A 20,598-nucleotide genomic window follows, 5' to 3' on the forward strand; every position below is an offset into this window, starting at 1 on the left:
TTGCACCCGCGCATTGCGGTAGAGCGACAGTGAAGCCCATGGTTCCGGTTCTGGAGCAGGCAGAGCGGGCGAGCCATGCGTTTCGCGTGTTTGCATTGTGGCGCAGGCTCAGTCGGGGTGTTCTGAATGAGGGCGGACAAGCAGAACTATTAATATTCAGATAATTATAGACAAATGTCCTTTGTAAGGTATCGTGAGGCCGAAGTTTTCCTGTTGCGGTTGTGTGTTCGAACAGGCGGCTTGGTCGGGCAGCAAGTGGGCCAATTGGGCGCTTCTTCACCTTGTCTCCGGCTTTTGCCTCAAATGCCTGTCAGGCGCGGATTGAGAGGTGATTGATGGTCGATTGGCTGGTGCATATTCTTCAAAACTACCCTGAATTGGCGGTGTTCCTGTCCATCGGTATCGGCTTTCTCGTTGGTCCCTGGAAACTGATGGGGTTCAGTCTGGGCACGGTCACGGCAACGTTGTTGGCGGCGGTGGTGATCGGGCAGGCCCAGATTGAAATCGACTCGGCGGTCAAATCGACTTTCTTCATCTTGTTCATCTTTGCTGTGGGCTACGGTGTCGGACCTCAGTTCATCCGCGGCCTGAAAGCAGACGGCGCGCGCGAGGTGTTCTTTGCGCTCAGCGTGCTCGCACTTTGCCTTGTAATCCCGATCATCGCAGCCAAGGTCGCGGGTCTGGAACTTGGCTATGCCGCGGGGCTTTATGCCGGATCGCAGACGATTTCAGCGGCGATCGGCGTTGCCACCGACCAAATCGGCCAGCTGGGCCTGTCGGCGGAACAGGCCAAAACCTATGCGAACCAGATTCCGATTGCCTATGCGGTGACCTATATTTACGGCACAATCGGGTCGGCCATCATTCTGGCCAAGATCGGCCCGCGTCTGATTGGCGTCGATCTGGTCGCGGCCTGCAAGGAATATGAGGCTAAGCTGGGTGGCACGACGTCGGTTGAAACCGGTGATGGCATCGTCTCGGCATATCGCGCGATCGAGGCGCGGGCCTTTGAGATCCCAGAAGGTAGCGATTTGCTAGGGCAACCGGTCAAAGATCTGATGCCCGGTATCCGCATCTATGCCGAACGCCTGAGACGCGACGGGAAGATCATAGAGGTAGATGATAACACCGTATTGCAGGCCGGAGATGTTGTGATGTTCTCAGGCCGCCGCGCTGATCTGGTGAGTTTGCTTGAGACCAATCTTACAGAAGCTGACGCGCCTGATCTGCTGAGCATACCGTCGGAAAAACTGGATGTTCTGATCACCAGCAAAGAGGTTCATAACAAGACGCTTGAAGAGCTAAGCAAACTGTCGATCGCGCGGGGCATTTATGTCTCGAAACTGATGCGAAACATGCAGGATTTGCCGCTGCTACCCGGGACAGTCGTGCATCGTGGTGACATCGTCACAATTCAGGGTAGCAAGCGTCATGTCGAGGCCGCAGTTGCCCAGATTGGCTATGCCGACCGCCCGGTAGACACCACGGATCTGGCCTTTGTAGGCTGGGGGATTTTCATCGGCGGCATCATTGGAACACTGTCAGTCATGATGGGTGGTTTCCCGATCAGCCTTTCCACCACCGGAGGCGCGCTGCTGGCTGGGCTGGTGCTGGGTTGGCTGCGTACGGTGCACCCGACCTTTGGGCGCATCCCGGGTCCGGCGCTTTGGTTGATGAACACTCTGGGTCTGAACGTGTTTATCGCGGTGATAGGGATCACCGCAGGGCCGGGATTTGTCGCGGGACTGCAACAGGCCGGTATTGCGCTGCTGCTATGGGGAATCGTCGCGACTTCGCTACCAATGATCTTTGCAGTTTACGTCGGGCATTACGTGTTCAAATTCCACCCGGCCATTCTGTTTGGTGCCTGCGCAGGTGCGCGCACCACGACAGCGGCGTTGGGTATGATCCAGGAAGCCGCGCAAAGTCGCATCCCGGCGCTTGGCTACGGAATGCCGTATGCGATTGGAAATACATTATTGACCATCTTCGGGATGGTCGTTGTTTTGATCCTAAGCTGATTTGGAGAGGTTCACGTTATGGATAGAGTAACGCTGCACGATTACGAAGCACTCAGCCCGTTTCAGATCAAGGATGAGCTGATCAAACTGGCCTCGGCCGAGGCGCGTAAGGCCAATAGCGCTTTCCTGAACGCGGGGCGTGGCAATCCTAACTGGGTTGCCACCCGTCCGCGTGAAGCGTTCTTTGCCCTTGGTCAATTTGCCATAACTGAATCCAAACGTGTGATGGATCACCCCGCTGGTTTAGGCGGAATGCCGGCGCAAAAAGGTTGCCATGGGCGGCTGCAAAGCTGGGCGTCTGATAATTCCGAAACGCCGGGCGTCGATACGCTGCTTGAGCTCGTGGCGCATGCCATATCCGCATTTGATTTCGATGCGGACGAGTTTGTGCATGAACTGACGGATTCGATCATCGGTGATAACTATCCGGTGCCTGACCGCATCCTGAAACACAATGCCACCATTGCCCATGAATACCTGATGTGGTCCATGTGTCGGGGCCACCGGCCTGACGCTCAGTTCGATCTGTTCGCAGTCGAAGGCGGCACGGCGGCGATGTGCTACATCTTCAAGACGCTCAAAGCCAACCGATTGCTGAACCCGGGTGACACGATAGCTCTGTGCACTCCGATCTTCACGCCTTACTTGGAAATGCCTGAGTTGGAGGATTACAGCCTTGAATCCGTGCATGTGGAAACCGATGAAGAGGATGGTTTTCAACTGACCGACCAAGCAGTGGAAAAGTTGAAAGATCCCAATGTAAAAGCGTTCTTCCTAGTCAATCCCGGCAATCCGTCTTCGGTCGCGCTCAGTACCGCGTCACTTCGCAAACTAGCGGATTTGGTGGAGAATCACCGGCCTGATCTGATCGTGCTAACGGATGATGTTTACGGCACCTTTGTGCACGATTTTACCTCGGTCATGGGCCATCTGCCGCGCAACACAATCGGTGTGTATTCCTACTCGAAGTATTTTGGCTGCACCGGCTGGCGTCTCGGCGTGATTGCCGTGGCGCAAGATAACATCTTCGATCTCAAGCTGGCGGATCATCCGGATGAGATCAAACAGTCCCTGGACAAGCGCTATGGCACGCTTAGCCTGACACCACGTGACATTCGCTTTATCGACCGGCTTGTGGCCGATAGCCGCGATGTGGCCCTGAACCACACAGCAGGCCTGTCGCTGCCGCAGCAGGTGATGATGACGCTGTTTTCACTCAGTGAATTGGTCGACAGCAAGAAAATCTATCAGACCGCCTGCATGGAGCTGGTTCATCGCCGTTTCAAACTGCTGACCGAAGCGATGGGCATCGAGGTGCAGGCAGGTGAGCATTACGACGCCTATTACGGTATCATCGATTTCGAATACTGGTTGCGAAAATATGTCGGTGAAGATGTCGTGGCTTGGATCAAGCAGAATGTTCACCCATTGGATATTGCGTTCAAATTGGCGGAAGACTATGGGATAGTTCTACTGAACGGCAGCGGATTTGATGCTCCGGGCTGGTCGGCTCGCGTGTCCTTTGCGAATCTGCCGGACGAGGCATATTCGCAGATCGGAACAGCCGTTCGATCAGTGGCACGCGGCTATGTTCAAGCCTACCGTGCCGCGAACAATTTGCCGCTGCACGGATAGGTAAATCTCCCTACACCTGCGCCTGAACTGGTGATACCCATGGGCGCAGGGGAGGACGAATTTGGACATTTCCGAACAGCGCATCAAGGCGATGACCACGGCTGGCCTGAACCTGATCGGTCAGGCGCTGTCAATTTATGACAGCCAATTGCGTCTCGTTGTCAGCAACCTGCGGTTTCAGGAAATGTTCGACCTGCCAAACGAACTTGTCGAGCCGGGGGCTCTGTTTCGCGACACAATTTATTTTCTCGCTAGCCGCGGGGAATACGGTTCGGTCGGCGATGTTGACGAGATGGTCGAGCTACGCGTTTCACAGGCCCTCGCGTTCGAGCCGCATTATATGGAGCGCACACGGCCCAATGGTCAGGTGATCTCGGTCGAAGGTGCACCTTTGCCCAATGGGGGTTGGGTGGCCGTCTATACCGACATAACTCGCACGAAGCGGGTAGAAGATTTGCTGCGTGCCCGTTCAGAAGAACTGTCTGGCCAACTTCTGAGCCATGCCGAAGAGCTTTCCGCAACCAACCGCAAACTGGCGGCAACCATCACCGCGCTGGAAGAAGCCAAGCGTCAGCTGACCGAGATCGAGGCCCGCACGCGGATGACGACCGAGATGATGCCGGCTCATATCGCGCATCTGGATGCCGATGGACGATACGATTACTCAAACCGCCGCCTCAGTTCGGTCATGCCCGGCCGTCCGTCTGACATTCTGGGCCTTCATATATCAAAGGCTTTGGGGTCATCTGCCTATGACCGGGTAAAGCCACATCTGGAACAGGCCTATGGAGGCCAACCTTCGGTTTTCGAGTTTACCGAAGATCAGGATTCACGCCGCATTCGGGTATCATTCACCCCGGATAAAGCGGGTGGTGTTTATGTCATGTCGGTGGATATCACCGAAGAAACTCAAGCCCGTGTCGCCCTTCAGCAAACGCGGCGCAGAGCCATGGCGGCGCAGATGACAAGCGGGCTTGCCCATGACTTTTCTAATTTGCTGACCATTATTCTGGGCATGCAGGCGCGATTAGAGAGGATGGATCTACCCGAGGAAGCCGATCAGCTAGTCACGGCTACGCAACAAACTGCCCGACGCGGGGGGCAACTGCTGAATCGCATCGCAGACATGACCGGCAATCGCACGCCTCAACCTCAGGCGACGGATATGCGCGGTTTACTTGAGGATTTGCGAATCCTTGCCACCCCGTCCTTGCCGCGGGGCATGGGGTTGTCGGTGGTCAATACTCTACCCGACAAGGCGCTGATGCTCGATCCCGGCATGGTTCAGGATGCACTGCTGAACCTGGTTCTGAATGCGCGGGATGCTTGCGGCACATCGGGCCAGATCACGATCACTGCGCATGCAATCGGGACAATATGGGTTGAGATCACGGTGTCGGACACTGGCCCGGGGTTTACCGGGGAAGCATTAAAGAAGGCGTTAAACCCATTCTTTTCCACCAAAGGCAGCGATGGCTCGGGGTTGGGACTTCCAATGGTCTACGACACGGTAAAGCTGGCGGGCGGTGACCTTAATTTGCGCAACACGCCTTCTGGTGCTTCGGTCGTGATACGTTTGCCCTACCGTCCTGCCCCGTCCGCGCAAGCGGGTCTCGTATTGTTGGTTGAAGACAGCGATGAACTGCGCAGTCAGTTCCGGGACATGCTGATCGATTTGGGGTGTTCGGTGATCGAGGCAAGCTCGGTCGATGAAGCTTTGACCTTGACGTCGGAAATCGGTGATATCGCGCTGGTTCTATCAGATATTAAGCTAGAGGGCGAAGGCACTGGGATCGACATTGTCGACCGCCTGAATGGTGCGTTGCCCTGTATACTGATGACGTCGCTGCCGCTAAATGACCCGCTACATCATCAGGCATTGACCCGTGCACCTGTCCTAAGCAAACCATTCACATTGTCGCAATTGTCGGCGTTGATCCGAACCGAGGCCGCCTGAATGACACAACCTTTGGTGACCATTCTCGATGACGAACCTGAAATCCGCCGTATCCTAACGGAAGCGCTGGAAGATGCCGGGTTTCAAACTCAAAGCTTTTCACGTGCCCGTGAATTTGAAGCTTCGCTGAAAAGGGTCACTCCGGATCTGTGTTTGGTGGATTTATCATTGCCGGATACCGACGGTCTTGCACTTGTGCACAAACTTGCGCTTGAGCAAGGTGCTGCCGTCATCATCATTTCAGGCCGCGCTCAGGTACAGGACCGGGTAACGGGATTGGAGCTTGGCGCAGATGATTACATCACCAAACCATTTGATCCAGCCGAAGTAATTGCTCGGGTCCGCGCCCGGCTACGCTCTACTGGACCAGCAACGCCGAATTCAGACATAGCCGAATTCAATGGTTGGACCGCACAGTTTGATCGATATGTCTTGATCAATGCCGATGGCGTCGAGACACCTTTCAGTCATGCCGAAGGTGAGGTTCTGCGATTGTTTCTTGAAAGTCCCAAACGCCTGATCAGCCGCGCGCGCATGCAGGACATGTTGGGTGGCGGGGCAGGTGACAGCTTTGACCGCGCTATGGATGTTCGGATTTCCCGCTTGCGAACGAAGCTGGGCGAAGATCCCAAAAACCCGCGCCTTATTAAAACGATATATGGTGCGGGATATATCTTTCTTGGTGACGTGACCTGGTCTTAGTCGTCGGTCCCCCCCGACGCCTAAGATGTCTATCGGCTGGTGCTTTGCTATCTGCTGCCCATCTGTCGTTCTCTTCAATCGCGCAGCGCCTCGTCTTTTATCTTCAGAACAGGTTGGATCAGATAATCCAGAACTGACTTTCGGCCTGACAGAATATCGACCTGAGCGATCATTCCTGGGATGATTTCAACCGCTGTACCACCCGCATCCAACATCGTGTCTGACGTCTGAATTTCGACGACGAAAACCTCTTCTTCACTTCGTTCCGAGCGAGTGATGGTGTCGGCACCGATTCGAACGATCTCACCATCCAGACTGCCGTACCGCGAAAAATCGTAGGCCGTGATCTTGATTTTGACCTTTTGCTCTGGGTGCAGGAAGGCGATGTCCTTGGGCCGGACATAGGCTTCCACCAACAATCTGTCGTCCAACGGAACAATCTCAATCAGTTCCTCACCGCTTCGGGCCATCCCGCCGATCGTCGTCCGGTGAATCCGGTTTACGACACCCCGTACGGGGGCCCGGATCAGCGCGCGAGACGCACGGTCACGCAAAGAGGGCAGGGCAGGTTGCAAGGCGGCAAGCTCTGCCGAAACCAAAGCCAGATCAGTTAGTGCGGCACTACGAAACCGACTGCGCGTCGCGCGGACCTTGTCATCCACTTCATCCAGCCCGGCCTTCAACCGGTTGATCATCGCCTCTGCTCTGACCTTGCGGCCTTTCCATTCCGCCTCGCTGCGGCGCAGGGCCAAAAGGGTTGTTGCCGGTTCCATCTTCTGTTCGACCAACGGCACCATCATAGCGCGCTCATCGGCCAACACATTCAGGGTCTCGGTTGACGTGACCTGGTCAACCAATCCCTCTTCGTACTCGCGTTGCCGCTGTTCGCGCTGTCGAGAGAGAATTGCAATCTCAGCTTCAAGTTCTGCTTGCCGACCGTGGTACAGCGCAGTCTCCGACCGCACGACATCTGGCGCGCCAGTCAGAAGATCGTCGTCGAACTCAAGCTCAGCCCCATCGATTTCGGCACGTAGTCGTTGTGCGCGGGCCATCAAACCAAAGGCACGCTGTTGCTCTTGGCTCAACTCTCGTTCGATCTGAGTAGTATTCAGCTCCATCAGCAATGTACCAGCCTCAACCACCAGACCCTCGCGCACGTGAACGGACCGCAAAACACCGGGTTCGGTCGCTTCGATCACCTGAATATCGCCGGATGGCACGATACGCCCATCTGCCCTCACGACATCGTCGAGTTCAGTTAAATGAGCCCAGGCGACGGCGCTTATCAAACAACTGAGTATCAGGAGCAGCAGCAATGATCCCCGCAGCGGTGACCCGCCACGCATTTCACAGGCGAGGCTTTCCAGATCAGGATGCCGCGACATTCAGATGCCTCCCGGGTTTGCGAACTGTCTGCGTCAGGATGTTTTTGGGTCCATCCATCGCAATTTTGCCATCCTCAATCACTATGACCCGATCAACCAGTTCCAGCAGGCTGGTTCGGTGCGTCACAATGATCATCGTGGTATCTGGCGTGGTCTTTTTAAGGCGGCGTATAATTTCGGATTCGGATTTGACGTCCATCGCACTCGTAGGCTCATCCAGCAGCAGGACAGGAGGATGCCCGATAAGCGCCCGGGCCAATGCAATCGCCTGCCTTTGACCACCTGACAATCCTTCTCCTCGTTCGGCTACAGGCTGATCATAGCCCCGTGGGTGCCGCGCGATAAAATCTTCGACACCTGCAATGCGCCCTGCACGGATCAGTTCATCATCACGCGGGCGCACCGACCCGCTGGCAATGTTTTCCCGGACGGTACCGGAAAACAGCCAGATGTCTTGCAAGACTGAACCAATATTTCGCCGCAAGTCGCCGGGATCAATCTGGCGAATGTCCAGCCCGTCCAACATCACCGAGCCCACGCGCGGTTGGTAGAGGCCCAACAGCAGTCGCGCAATCGTACTCTTGCCCGACCCAATCTGGCCCAGGACAGCGACTTTTTCACCGGGTTCGATTGTAAATGAAACACCTTTCATCGCGTCTTCCGTTTGATCAGGATATGCGAAATGAACATTGTTAAACGTTATCCGCCCGGAAAACTCGGATCTGCTGATCCAAGATTTGCCTTCAGGCCGCTCATTGCTCGCCTGCATTAACGTGTCCAGATTGCGGTAGGCACTGCGTGCCTGATTGACACGTGTCAGGGTTTGCGCCAATTGTCCCAGCGGTGCCAGGGCACGGCCGGTCAGCATCACCGACGCAACAAGTGCCCCCATGCTCGTCTGGCCATCCGTGATCAGAAATACACCATAAAAGACGATAAGAACTTGCGCGGCCTGCTGAGTAAATCCAGTTAGGTTCAGGGCAAATTGAGTAACGGCCCTGCTGCGTGATCCGTAGTTTGACTGGCGTGCAATTGCACCTTCCCACCGCATTCGCATCTGCCGACTGGCGGCGGTTGTCTTGATGGTTTCCAAGCCTGATACAGCCTCAACCAGAACAGATTGCTTGGATTGTCCGTCTGCAAAACTTTGTTCAGCAAGACGCGACAGGATCGGTTGAACAGCCAGTCCGCTGAGAAGAACGACTGGTACAGCGAGTGCTGGAACAAGCGCCAGCGGGCCGCCCACCATATAGATCGCGAATATGAATACCGCGATGAATGGCAAGTCTACGACAGCGACGAGTGTGGCAGAAGTGAAGAATTCACGCAAAGTTTCGAATTCGCGGATGGTACTGGCCATTGCACCCGTTGAGCCCGTTCGGGACGACATGCGAATATTCAGCACCTGGTCAAATACTCGCCGTCCCATGGACATGTCAGCATTCTGGCCGGCGCGATCTATGAACCCCGCGCGAAGGAGCTTCAGCGCGAAGTCAAAAAGAAGCGCCAACCCCACGCCAAGCGTCAAAGCTATCAGCGACTCGGTCGCCTCGTTGGGCAAAACCCGGTCGTAGACGATCATGATAAAGACTGAGGTCGTAAGCCCCAGAACGTTTGCCATCGCCGCAGCCAGCGCCACCTGAACGTAAGACCAGCGGTTTGCGGAAAGTGCCGACCAGAACCAATGACCCCGCTGATCCGCTTGATCTGCGTTAACCTCGTCGCGGTGCAAGGGTCGAAACAACAATGCATAGCCCGTGTAGACTTCGCCCACGCCGCTTTCGGGAACCTCTCCGATACCGTCATCCAAAGCGGGGTCGTAAAGCAATAGATCGCCATTGCGCGTGCGCCCGTGGTACACAACGGCGCGATCGCCTTCCAACAACAAGATCGCAGGTGCCAGCGATGCATCAAATGCCGACAGCTTTCGCGCACCAAACCCGACCTGCAGGCCTGCTCGTTGTGCCGCGTGCATCGCATCGCGCGCGGTCAACTCACCTGTATCACCAGATTGGCAGGCGTTCAGTGCTGCCACTGTCAACGGTCGCTCAAGTGTCGCCGCGACATTCAACAAGCAAGCTTCCAGTTCGGTCAGAGTTGCACGATCAACATTCATAGCGACTTATCCAGCGCGTCCATCGTGAACCTCGGAAAATCCAGAATGCGCTCAGTTAGGCTCAATGAGGCGTAATTGGCCAAAGCGAAGTTCTGTTCTGCCAGAATCAGCCGTTCCCGTAGCTGCATGTCGTTGCGTTTCTTACCCGACACTCGGGATTTCGCGGTCAATACACCCATTCTAGATTCATGACCGTTTGATACCCGCAAGTAAGACGGCACTTCACTACTAATGGAGTTCGTCTGAACGGGCCGTGCTATCAACCCCAATAAAGCCTGAGCCAAAAATGCACCGCCAGCGGCATTCTGGTAAGCTTGGATTGTCCTTGTTTTGGACCCACTTCGTGCCACAATCGAACTGCTCTGAACAGCCTGTCGCACTTGTTGGTCAAAAGCGTTCTTTGAAAGTTCTTTTGATCGCGCTGTTGCGCTTGCTCCGGTCGTTCCTCGCGTTAAAGGTGTCTCGACATCGGCAAGGTTGGGCGTTGAGGTGCAGGCTGAAACTGACAGTAACCCCGCTGTTATGCCAAGGATTCCAAGCCCGAACTTAACCCATTGCATGGATCGCGCCCTCCTTGCATTGTCCGTGCCGAACCTCTTCAGCAAGTGCAGTCATGAATCCGCCAAAGGTGTCGTTGTGTTCTGAACTCCTCGTGCCTGATTGGCTCTGCGCACTGGACAGCCACATGCAATGCGACAGGGATACTTGATGAGCGTGAATCAGCCGTAGCGCGCCGCTGGAAAGCAGGGCCAATTTATTAGACTCGGGCAATCGTTCCAGCAGAATTGGGTCAACGCCCCAGTAACCCTTGGTCAATGTGATGCCATTCTGTTCGTCCAGTGGTACAAGCAGACCCATCTCAGCGATCAAAGAGCAGACTTGGTCCGTTTTGTTTGCCGAAGCCAGGCGATTTTGCAGAAAGCGGCGCACACCGCAGAGATCCTGCGTCAAAAGTCCGTCCACTGTAAAAAATGGTTGGTCTTTAGGGTCATGTGTAACCAACCCTGAATCCTCGTCGACAAACAGACGTGACCGAGAGTCGCCCTTTTTCATAGCTTCTGCCTGGAATGGAAAGCAACGCAACGCTGAGGGCACATAAGGCGCAAGCCAGCGACCGTTTTGGTCGACGAAGGGCGGTGCCATTTCCGGGATGACTGAGAATAGTGCGACGGGAGAAAAACCTGTTTGGTTTGACAGGAACACAATCGGAAAAGATGTGGCAATTTGCGGAACTTCTGAGATGACGATGGGACAGGCGTCCATCTCTGCAACAAATTGGTATGATGTGAACCGGCGCCAGAATCGATTCCTGCGCCGTACAAGGCTGACTGGGAAAAGGCCGTTCTCTGCCATGTGATCCTCTTGTTCTGAAGAGGCGAGGCTACATTTGTGCATCGCCCCAAGCTACGAGCGCCGTTTAGGCTGAAGCGCCAGTTGGGTCAGTGATCAGGATGTTGTCGTCGGACAAACTGCTCAGATCGGAAAGGCCATCGAACTGTGCAAGCGCTTCGACCGACGCCGAATCTGGGCCAGAGTAGTCAACCTTGACCAGAATGCTGTCAGTGCCGTCCGTTGCCAGCAGATACATCTCATCACCTGATTGAGCTCCATTCAGGTTTTCGGCTGCGCTAGTGATTGTATCCAGATCAAGGTCCGAAAGCGTGGTCTCCAGCCCGACGAACCCGGTGTTGGCACCAATTGTGCTGCCGGCCACCAAGGTCTCGACACCGGTCCCGTCGCCGCGAAGCGATGTGGTATTCAACCCTTGGAACATCAAGGCGTCAGAAACGCTGGCTGCTGGGCCCAGTGTGAAACCATTGATCGTATCAATGCCATTTGAAGATGGGTCAGCTTCGAAAACGATGACGTCTCGACCCGCCCCGGACACATCTATGGTGTCGTCGCCCTGGTTGCCGCGGATGACATCATCAACATCCGAGCCCGTAATGGTATCATTCCCACTGGTGCCGAGATGGAGCTGTGATGGCCCTCCGTCTGGAGTGGTCAACGTCAAGACGATGGGTTGGTTCGCGTCCTGAACTGTCATAGTAAATGTCACCACAGGCTGCGATAAATCCCCATAGCTCGTGGCCGCGCCCGCGAAACTGATTGCGGAACCTCCATTCGGGTTAGCCAGAAAGAGATTGAAGTCAGGGTTTTCTGTCTCGGAGCCGCTATCGTAGGTCGCCGCCGTAGGATCGAACCCCAGCTCGGCGGTAAAGGCCAGACCGCTTGAGATATCGCGATCGGAATCTGCGTAGACCTCGAACGTCACTGTCGTTCCGCTGCGACCGGCTTCAACGATGGTGTAGGCCGCCGGAACATGAGCAATTGCCTGTTCGGACACCGGATCAGGATCGGGGCCGCCTGCGACTGTCGCCTGTGCCGCGAAATCGAGGGCGTCTCCCGCTTCAATCGAGGCAAAGCTTGCAGCAGGCGCGGACAGGGTCCAGCTCCCATCGGCTGCAACTGTGGCCGAACCAAGCGAGACCGAGTTAAGCGTGACATCGACCGCTTGTCCGGCAGACAGGCCTGCGGAACTGCCTGATACGGTCATTCCAGTGTTTTGTGCATCGATCAGCGACACGGCACTATTGGCACCCACATCATTGATGTAGAGGATAGGTTTGAAATCCGTGGCCAACATGGTTGTCGCATCGGTTGCCGGGTTTCCTGCGGCGTCTTGAACCGATGCCGTGACCGCAAAATTGCCTCCATCGGCCAAACTGGCCAAATCCGCCGAAGGAATGCTTGTGCTCCACAAGCCACCAGAAACCACCGCACTGTAGGTCTGACTATTAAGGCTAATCGTTACAATCTGCCCGTCCTCGGCATTTGTTGTCCCCGACACATTGAGGTCTGTTACCTGTTCAACGATATCCAGAACCGATCCAACCGAAAGCGGGTTCAATGCAATTGTTGGTGCGCTGAGGTCGGTGCTGAAACTGGTCGTCGCAGCATTCGTGTTGCCAGCCGCATCCGTGATTGAGGCGTTCACGTCATACGTTTGCCCGTCCTGCAGGCTGCTCAAATCGGCAGCAGCCGCTGTGAATGTCCAGATGCCACCATTTACAGTGGCGGTTCCGCCGGTCAGAACCGCACCTCCGGATTGGATGATCTGTACCGAAACTTGCGTACCATTGGCCGCATCAGAAGTTCCCGAGACCACCAGATCCGTTGCTTGTTCGGTCAGGTTGACTACTGCTCCATCTGACAGTGATGATATGGCGAGCGACGGGGCGGAGAAGTCCGTGTCAAAGCTGTTGGTCGCCTGTATCGCCGGATTGCCGGCGGCATCCGATACATCCGCTATCACGCTGATCGTAGCTCCATCGGGTAGCGCCGCCAAATCCGCCGAGGGGACACTCACCGACCACCCCCCGGTTGAGGCCTGTCCAGTGTAGGATTGGCCGTTCAGATTTACGGTGATTGTCTGACCATCTTCGGCGGATGTAGTGCCCGTAATGGTCAAGTCCGTACCACGTTCCGCAGCATTCAAAACCGCTCCGCCCGAAAAACTGTCGATACTCAGAGTTGGGGCGGTGACATCTTTGGATAAGTTGACGCTGACTTGCGGGGCGACAAGGCCGTCGGCGTCCGTCACGTCGCCCGTGATATTGAAGTCTCCACCATCGGCAAGCGCTATGAGATCGGCGCTGGGGATTGTCACACTCCAACTGCCGCCCGAGACCGAGTCGGTATAAGTCTGCCCATCAAGGGTTACTGTTACCTGCTGCCCGTCGGTTACGTTCCCTGTTGTCCCGCTTACGACCAGGTCAGATCCGGTTTCGACCGCATTCAGGATAGCCCCGACCGACAAGGGAGTGATTGCAATTGATGGGCCCGTGAGATCGACCGGAACGGATACCGATATCGGTGTTGCCGAATTGCCTGCTGTGTCGCTGACGGCAACTGAAACGGATGCGGGCACACCGGTAGTCAAACCAGACAAATCGGCATTCGGGATCGTCACTGACCAACTGCCGCCCGATACAGACCCCGTGTAATCCTGACCGTCGAAAGATACATTGACCGCCTGGCCGTTTTCAGCTGTGGTCGTACCCGACAAGACAAGATCCCCAACGACATTGGCCAGATCTATTGAACCGCCACCCACTGGGTTTAGTGTCAGATCAGGCGCGGTCAGATCAGTGTCAAAACTTCCATTGGCCTGAGCTGCTGGGTTCCCAGCGCGATCCGATACATCAGCCGTCACCGTGACGCTTGACCCGTCTGGCAGCGTGGTAAGATCTGAAGCGGGCACCGAAACGCTCCAGCCGCCGCCCGAAACGGTGCCACTATAGGATTGCCCACCAATCGCTACCGTTACGGTCTGCCCATTCTCGGCATCCGTTGTGCCAGAGATTTCGAGATTTGTACCTTGTTCTGCAGCATTCATTACCGCACCCGCCGAGAATGTATCGATGGTCAGGACCGGCGGAATGGTATCAACGTCGAACCTTGCGGTTTCAGCCGATAGCTCCATCCCGCTACCATCCAGATGGCGCACGGAAACATCCGAGATCCCCTGAGGCAGGGCCGCTGCCTCGGCCTGCGTCAGTGAAACGCTCCAGCTTCCGTCGCCTGCAGGAGTGACTGATTTTGTCACCGATCCGATGGTAACTTCGACAGTCGTTGTTCCATCCGGCGCTGTTGTTTGGCTGCTGAGATTGCCCAATGCGTTTGATTGCAGCTCAGCCAGGTTCAGGCTGGGCGGTCGAGGAGGTGAGGGGGTAACGGTGGGTTCGGCATCAGTTTCATCGTCGCTGTCTCCACCGCCGCCGCCTCCGCCACCGGCAGCTGCAGCACCGGCTATTCCCAACCCGCCCAAGGCCAGCCCGGCACCGCTTACGCCACCTGCGGTCGCTGCGGTCGCACCTGCGGCCTCTGCGGCTAGACCTAATTGTGCAATTTCGCCGACGATTTCATCTGCAACCATTATGGTGCCGTTTTCCAGAATCTGTACGTTCTCGGCAGAGACAACAATCGTCCGCCCATCTGTCAGTTTCAGCTGCACGTCGCCATTCGAAAGCAGCTTTGCCACCCGAACGCCCGGAATTGACTCAGCAAACTGATGAGACGCAAGCTGTTCATCGGTGGCCTGCGCAAGAGCTGGTAATGCGAATAGTGTCGAGCCAAGGCCGCCAGCAACCCCGCGTCCTACCCATCGCTGAAGTTTTTTGTCGAACCATTTGCGGATATGGCGCGTACGTTGCGCATCGGGCCCGGCGTCCGTGGTCGATTTATTGGTCGAAACGGTATCTTTGGTCATTTTGCCCTCTCATTAGATGGACGCTGGTCGTTGCGTGATATGCTGTTTTCGGCCGATCTGGTCTGTGGTTTGATCTTCTGAGCCATTCGACCGCTGCGAAAAATTTGAGTTAATCTGGAACTGAAGTCCTTGTTTTCACCACATTTCTGTTCTGGTTCAGAACCGAACATCGCTTCATCCTGTATGTGTTGCCAGGGGTGGCAGGGGGTAACGGGCGATGATGCTTCAGTTCGAAAGAGTGGTGGCAACGGGGACCGCAGCGCTCGATTCAGGTATCGGCGATACGGCTTTAAAAACGTTTAACGGGGAAACGTATCTTTACAGCACGAGCGGATCCGGGGGAGGGCTCGTGTCTTGGCGCCTTGTGGAGGGGGCTGGCCCACAAGAACAGGACCAACAATATTTCGATGCCTCGATTGCCCATCAGGTCGGGCACAGCGGAACCCCGATTCATCTGGCGGGCAATGATCAACTGGTCCTCGACGTCGATACTGCCACAGGGCTTGTGGGTTATGAACTAAACGCGGATGGCACTATCGGTGCCTTGCAAGAAACCAATGCCTTGTCGGGCGGCGGGGATATCGCTGCAGCGGTCCAGGTAACGATTGGGGCTGGCGACTTGCTTGCGCTTGCGCATGAGGACACAGGCCAGATCGGCACCTATAGTATCAATGGTGATGGATCGCTGAGCCCGGCGCATAGCATCAACGCGTCTGCCAGTACGCTTCAGACCCTGCAATCGGGGTCGAATCATTTCATTGTCGGCGCAGATGCAACCAGTGGAACAATCTCGTCATATTCGATCGATCAAGGCAGTGGCGTGCTCTCTGAGGTTGCCGGTAATGACGATATCCAAACGCTGGGCATCAGTTCTCCTACGGCGGTTGAGACAATTCAAGCCTATGGAAAGTCATGGATTGTTATGGCCGGATCGCAAAGCAATTCGCTAAGCGTTATGGAATTGGGCGCCAGCGGGCAGTTAAAACCGACGGATCATATTCTGGACACCCTGCATACCCGGTTTGGGGCCGTACAGGATCTTTCAGTCCTTGAGGTTGATGGTCGGGTTTTCGTGGTGGCTGGGGGCGGGGATGATGGGATCACGCTGTTTACAATGACGCCGGACGGGCAGCTCATCCATATGGATAGTTTTGCTGATACCCTGGACAGTGGATTGCAAAATGTTCAAACGATCAGCGTTGCGCATATGGGGGATGAACTGCAGATATTTGTATCATCTCAACACGATGCAGGGCTCACTCAGCTGAGTATATCGATTGCCGACCTTGGAATTGTTGCCGAAGGATTCGGAACAGTAACCGGGACCGCGCAGGACGACATGCTAAAAGGCGGCATACTGGACACTATTCTGGACGGCGGAGCAGGGGACGATATGCTGATTACGGGCACCAGTTCCACGACCATGACGGGTGGTGCTGGCGCGGACATCTTTGTGATCCGTCAAACAAGCGGCCCGACTTTGATCACGGACTTTCAGGCTGGCACCGATCGTTTGGATCTGACCGATTATCCTTTTCTGCGCACCCCAGCGCAGTTGGATTTCACTTCCACCGCTCAAGGCGCCCAAATCGCTTATCGCGACGAAACGATAGAACTTGTTTCAGCTAATGGCACGTCCCTGACAACTGAGCAGGTATTCGGCGCAGGGTTTGGGGGTCCCGATCATATTCCTGTCAATTTGGGTAGCGGGCCGGATAACAACTCATCAGACGGGGTAGCTGGTGGGTTCACGCTGAATTCGACGACTCCAAACGCAGCGTTGGGAAATGCTGAAATCCGGTTCACCCCAGACGGAGGGTCTGCAGTTGTTGCGCAGGCAAATGCACAAGGTGAATTTGATCTGGATCTACCAGACGGCGCGTTTTCCGGCCAATTGGACATCATTAAATCGTATTCAACGGCAAGCAGCGAGATAACAGCGCTGGATGCATTGCAGGTTTTGCGCATGTCGGTTGGACTTGATCCCACATGGGGTCCGGCAACGGTCGAAAATTACATTGCGGCCGATATCACCCGGGATGGATCGGTAAACGCGTTGGATGCACTGGCAATTCTTCAGGTTGCAGTAGGCCAGCCTTCTGCGCACAACGCTGAGTGGGTTTTTCTGGATGCAAATGCGGATCTATCCGGAATTTCACGCAGCAACGTCACCTACGAAACCGGAGCAGAGGTCACAATTGTTGATAGTGATCTGTCGGTCGACATGACCTCAATACTGCTTGGCAATATCGAGGCAGTTTGAATGAGACTGCGTGACCGGTGCTATTCTCGAAACGCGCGGTAGAAGTAATCTGCCAAGGGTTTGACCAGGTAAGAAAGCGGAGTGCGTTCATCAGTTTTGATCATGGCTTCGACAGGCATACCCGGCAACAGTTCCTGGCCATTCAAACGGTCCAGTTGTCCTTCGTCAGGCACAACTTCAGCACGGTAGAAGGTAAAGCCGCTTGTCTCATCTGTGAATGAATCTGCTGAGACATTGATCACACGGCCATTCAGCTCGGGCGTGTCGCGTTGATTGAATGCGGGAAAGCGCAGGGCGACTTCCTGTCCGCGATGCAACTGATCCACATGCAACGCATCCACCCGTGCTGCGACCAACAAGGGCGTATCCTGCGGCACTACATACATCATCGGCTCACCCGGCTGGATCACAGACTGGATGGCAAAAACCTGACTGTCGTAAACTGTGCCAGCGACGGGTGCACGGATGTCTAGACGCGACAAACGCTCGGAAAGGGAAAGACGACGTTCTGCCAGTTCTACAACGCGAGACTGCACATCCCGAAGCTCGGTGATGGCTTCTTCGCGCCGCGTGGCCTGCAATTCAACAATTTGAATCTCGGTCGTGGCGATCTGGCCTGTCAGTCGCGCAACTGTGGATTCGAGGCTGCCGATTTGCCCTGTTAGATTTGCCTCTTCCCGCTGCAATGCAGAAACGCGGCTGGCCTGTGTCAGGCCGCGATCAAGCAAACCTTGCTGATCTTCGAGCTCCGTTCTGATCAATTCGACCTGAGTATTCAGTGACGCCAATTGCGCCTGCGTCCCCTCAATCTCGTTCTGGATCTGTATCTTCTGTTTCCCAAGCTGGTCGATCTGCTGGGTCAGCGTTTCCAACCTGGCGTTGAACAGACGTTGTTGGCCTTCCAACAGATCGTCGTCGATCGATTCGCGGGTTTTGAGCTCTTGCAGATTTTTCTTCAACGTATCTGCGTTCGCACCATCCCGTTCAGCCTCTAGCCGGGTCTTTCGGGCAAGTAACTCAAATAGCTGAGATTCCACGATCGTTTGTTCCGAGGCCAAAAACGTATCGTCGAGCCGCAGCATCATGTCCCCACGCGCCACTGCATCACCGTCACGTACGAATATCTCGCCTACAACGCCACCATCGGGGTGTTCGATGACCTGACGATTGCTCTGAACTTCGATCACACCTTGCGAGATAATAGCACCGGCCAGCTCAGTGCGGACGCTCCATAATCCCAGTCCCAGGATCAAAGCTGCCAGAGCCAAAAGGCCGACAAAAGCGGGCGCTTTAATACTCCAAACGGGACGTGAACTCTTGTCTGCCATTATTCACCCACCTTGTTCAGGTGCCTTTTGATAACGTTGGCGTTTTGGACCATCGTGTTCAAAACTTCATCGCGCCCACCGGATTTGACGATCTGGCCTTTCTCGACAACGACAAGATCGTCGCATTCCGAGATCGCTTGAGGCCGGTGCGTCATGATAATCGTGGATTTGCCCGCGCTCTTGAGCTCGCGGACCGCGTTGTTCAGGGCGAGGGTTCCGTCTGCATCCAGGGCCGAGTTTGGCTCATCCAATATCAACAATACCGGATTACCATAGAGAGCGCGCGCCAATGCGATCCGCTGTTTCTGCCCACCGGAAAGCTGGCTGTCATTGCCCTCAAGGAACGTATCGTATCCTTTCTCAAGCCCCAGAATCAGCTCATGCGCATTGGCTGTTTTCGCTGCGGCAACTACAGCTTCGGGATCAGGGGTTTGTGACATCCGGGCGATGTTTTCAGCAACCGTTCCGTTAAAGAGGGTCACTTGCTGGGGCAAATAGCCAATATGTTGCCCAAGATCATCAGGGTCGTATTGATCAAGTGTAGCGCCGGCCAAACGGATTTCCCCTGCCGCCGGTTGCCAAAGGCCCAACAACGCTTTGGCTAGGGTCGTTTTGCCAGACCCACTTTTACCAATCACACCCAGAGCTGTGCCGGGGCGCAACTCAAGTGCCGCATTCCGTAGTGTCGGTGTCTTCGCGCCCGGAGGGATCACCGTCAGGCCCTTTGCGACAAGATGTGCTTTCGGAACGGGCAATTTGGTGCGCGACGCCTCGGGGGGCGTTGAATCAAGAAATGTGTTCAGGTTAATCCATGCCGTGCGCGCGCGTTCGATCATCGACCATTGACCCACCGCCATTTCGACCGGAGCCAAAGCGCGACCCAGAAGGATCGTGCCAGCAATCATAGCGCCGGGCGTCATTTCGTTGCGCAGAACCAGCAACGCGCCAAGCGCCAGCATGGCGGATTGCAAAAACAGCCGCAGAGACTTAGTTAACGAAGTAAAGCTGCCGGTCCAGTCGCTTGCGGATATGGATTGAGAAAGCGCCTCGGTGCGTTGGTTCAACCAGCGTTTTGAGACATCTTCCTGCATGCCCTGAGATCTGACGACCTCGGCAGCTTGTCTGGCGTGTTCAGAAAATGCATTTGCTTTGGCAGAGGCGATTTGAGCATCTGCCACTTTGCGATGGGTCAACGCTTGGTTTAGTAGGGCGATAACAACCAGAAGCGTTCCGCCTGCGACGGCCAACCAGCCTAGCAACGGGTGGAACAGGAAAATTGCAGCCACAAAGATTGGAGTCCAAGGGATGTCCATTACCGCCAACAAAACGGGCGAGGCACATAATGCACGGATCGATTCTAGATCTCGCAATGCAGTCGCAGGTGCTGATCGAACCTGTGGGAACAATGCGCGTCGCATGGTCCCTTCAAACACGCGTTCATCGAGTGCTGATTGAAATCGCGCTCCGAACCGAGCCACAATTCGGCCGCGCGCATAGTCCAACATCGCCATCAGCGCATAAAGCAGCGCGACAAGCAGAAATAGCGCTGATAAAGTCTCGACCGAGCGTGACCCAAGGACCCGATCATACACTTGCAGCATGAACAGCGGTCCGGTCAGCATAAGCAGATTGACAAAAACGCTGAAAATGAAGGCAAGCGCCAGGAAACTGTTCCCCTGATTACGCACCTTTCGCAGCTCATGGCGCTGAGGCGGGGTGTTGCGGTTTTTCAAGCTCACGCGTTTTGGCCCTTGATTGCTCACAATTGGAACTCGTCAACAGCCAATCTTCCTGTACCCGAAGGCGGCCTGACATTTCCCGTAACTATATCTGCCTACCTGCACCGGAACAACGCGCGTTTCAGGCGCCGCCAGTTGTTTAGGCGGTGTTCGTACCTATGAATTGATTGGAATGGCAGG

Annotated in this window: 12 protein-coding genes; 5 read left to right on the plus strand and 7 right to left on the minus strand. The window is 55.3% G+C overall.

The genetic code is table 11. The features are described 5' to 3' along the window. Positions 1-335: 335 nt before the first annotated feature. The 4 genes from aspT to ACR0NE_RS03180 all read left to right on the plus strand — a co-directional run bounded on the left by aspT (position 336) and on the right by ACR0NE_RS03180 (position 6,315). On the plus strand, positions 336-2,021 hold the full coding sequence (gene aspT / locus ACR0NE_RS03165) for an aspartate-alanine antiporter (RefSeq protein WP_170407834.1): 1,686 nt from the start codon (positions 336-338) through the stop codon (positions 2,019-2,021). Positions 2,022-2,039: 18 nt separating this feature from the next. Next, a complete protein-coding gene (locus ACR0NE_RS03170; RefSeq protein WP_170596156.1) occupies positions 2,040-3,656 on the plus strand; it encodes a bifunctional aspartate transaminase/aspartate 4-decarboxylase in 1,617 nt (538 codons plus the stop codon). A gap of 91 nt (positions 3,657-3,747) precedes the next feature. Next, positions 3,748-5,613 (plus strand): PAS-domain containing protein, encoded by a 1,866-nt coding sequence (locus tag ACR0NE_RS03175; RefSeq protein ID WP_480459564.1) that lies wholly within the window; start codon positions 3,748-3,750, stop codon positions 5,611-5,613. Then, positions 5,614-6,315, plus strand: coding sequence for a response regulator transcription factor (locus tag ACR0NE_RS03180; protein ID WP_170394537.1), 702 nt, complete (start codon positions 5,614-5,616; stop codon positions 6,313-6,315). Between the two features lie 74 nt (positions 6,316-6,389). Here the strand turns inward: ACR0NE_RS03180 and ACR0NE_RS03185 are convergent, their stop codons facing one another. The 5 genes from ACR0NE_RS03185 to ACR0NE_RS03205 form a co-directional block, all read right to left on the minus strand. Then, entirely contained in the window at positions 6,390-7,700 is a 1,311-nt protein-coding gene (locus ACR0NE_RS03185) for an HlyD family type I secretion periplasmic adaptor subunit (RefSeq protein ID WP_170596152.1), read from the minus strand. Next, a complete protein-coding gene (locus ACR0NE_RS03190; protein ID WP_170596150.1) occupies positions 7,684-9,816 on the minus strand; it encodes a type I secretion system permease/ATPase in 2,133 nt (710 codons plus the stop codon). The genes ACR0NE_RS03185 and ACR0NE_RS03190 overlap by 17 nt, the downstream gene beginning before the upstream one ends. Continuing rightward, positions 9,813-9,995: a hypothetical protein gene (locus ACR0NE_RS03195; protein ID WP_170596148.1), complete on the minus strand. Its 183-nt coding sequence runs from the start codon at positions 9,993-9,995 to the stop codon at positions 9,813-9,815. The genes ACR0NE_RS03190 and ACR0NE_RS03195 overlap by 4 nt, the downstream gene beginning before the upstream one ends. A gap of 367 nt (positions 9,996-10,362) precedes the next feature. Then, positions 10,363-11,169: a SapC family protein gene (locus tag ACR0NE_RS03200; protein ID WP_170596146.1), complete on the minus strand. Its 807-nt coding sequence runs from the start codon at positions 11,167-11,169 to the stop codon at positions 10,363-10,365. Positions 11,170-11,233: 64 nt separating this feature from the next. After that, positions 11,234-15,088: an Ig-like domain-containing protein gene (locus ACR0NE_RS03205; protein WP_170596144.1), complete on the minus strand. Its 3,855-nt coding sequence runs from the start codon at positions 15,086-15,088 to the stop codon at positions 11,234-11,236. Positions 15,089-15,437: 349 nt separating this feature from the next. On the opposite strand from ACR0NE_RS03205, the gene ACR0NE_RS03210 reads away from it, so the two are divergent. After that, the gene (locus tag ACR0NE_RS03210) at positions 15,438-17,351 is read left to right on the plus strand and encodes a M10 family metallopeptidase C-terminal domain-containing protein (protein WP_480459532.1); all 1,914 of its coding nucleotides are present in this window, start codon (positions 15,438-15,440) and stop codon (positions 17,349-17,351) included. Between the two features lie 20 nt (positions 17,352-17,371). Here the strand turns inward: ACR0NE_RS03210 and ACR0NE_RS03215 are convergent, their stop codons facing one another. Beyond that, positions 17,372-18,679 (minus strand): HlyD family type I secretion periplasmic adaptor subunit, encoded by a 1,308-nt coding sequence (locus ACR0NE_RS03215; protein WP_170596140.1) that lies wholly within the window; start codon positions 18,677-18,679, stop codon positions 17,372-17,374. After that, entirely contained in the window at positions 18,679-20,418 is a 1,740-nt protein-coding gene (locus ACR0NE_RS03220; RefSeq protein ID WP_170394562.1) for a type I secretion system permease/ATPase, read from the minus strand. Before ACR0NE_RS03220 ends, ACR0NE_RS03215 begins: the two co-directional genes overlap by 1 nt. Positions 20,419-20,598: the final 180 nt, after the last annotated feature.

This window comes from Ruegeria sp. C9 (genome assembly GCF_056537585.1).

Coding starts and splice junctions, on each gene's coding strand:
- ACR0NE_RS03185 (WP_170596152.1), bottom strand. CDS start 7,700: ATGTCGCGGCATCCTGATCTGGAAAGCCTCGCCTGTGAAATGCGTGGC.
- ACR0NE_RS03190 (WP_170596150.1), bottom strand. CDS start 9,816: ATGAATGTTGATCGTGCAACTCTGACCGAACTGGAAGCTTGCTTGTTG.
- ACR0NE_RS03170 (WP_170596156.1), top strand. CDS start 2,040: ATGGATAGAGTAACGCTGCACGATTACGAAGCACTCAGCCCGTTTCAG.
- ACR0NE_RS03215 (WP_170596140.1), bottom strand. CDS start 18,679: ATGGCAGACAAGAGTTCACGTCCCGTTTGGAGTATTAAAGCGCCCGCT.
- ACR0NE_RS03195 (WP_170596148.1), bottom strand. CDS start 9,995: ATGGGTGTATTGACCGCGAAATCCCGAGTGTCGGGTAAGAAACGCAAC.
- aspT (WP_170407834.1), top strand. CDS start 336: ATGGTCGATTGGCTGGTGCATATTCTTCAAAACTACCCTGAATTGGCG.
- ACR0NE_RS03200 (WP_170596146.1), bottom strand. CDS start 11,169: ATGGCAGAGAACGGCCTTTTCCCAGTCAGCCTTGTACGGCGCAGGAAT.
- ACR0NE_RS03175 (WP_480459564.1), top strand. CDS start 3,748: ATGACCACGGCTGGCCTGAACCTGATCGGTCAGGCGCTGTCAATTTAT.
- ACR0NE_RS03205 (WP_170596144.1), bottom strand. CDS start 15,088: ATGACCAAAGATACCGTTTCGACCAATAAATCGACCACGGACGCCGGG.
- ACR0NE_RS03180 (WP_170394537.1), top strand. CDS start 5,614: ATGACACAACCTTTGGTGACCATTCTCGATGACGAACCTGAAATCCGC.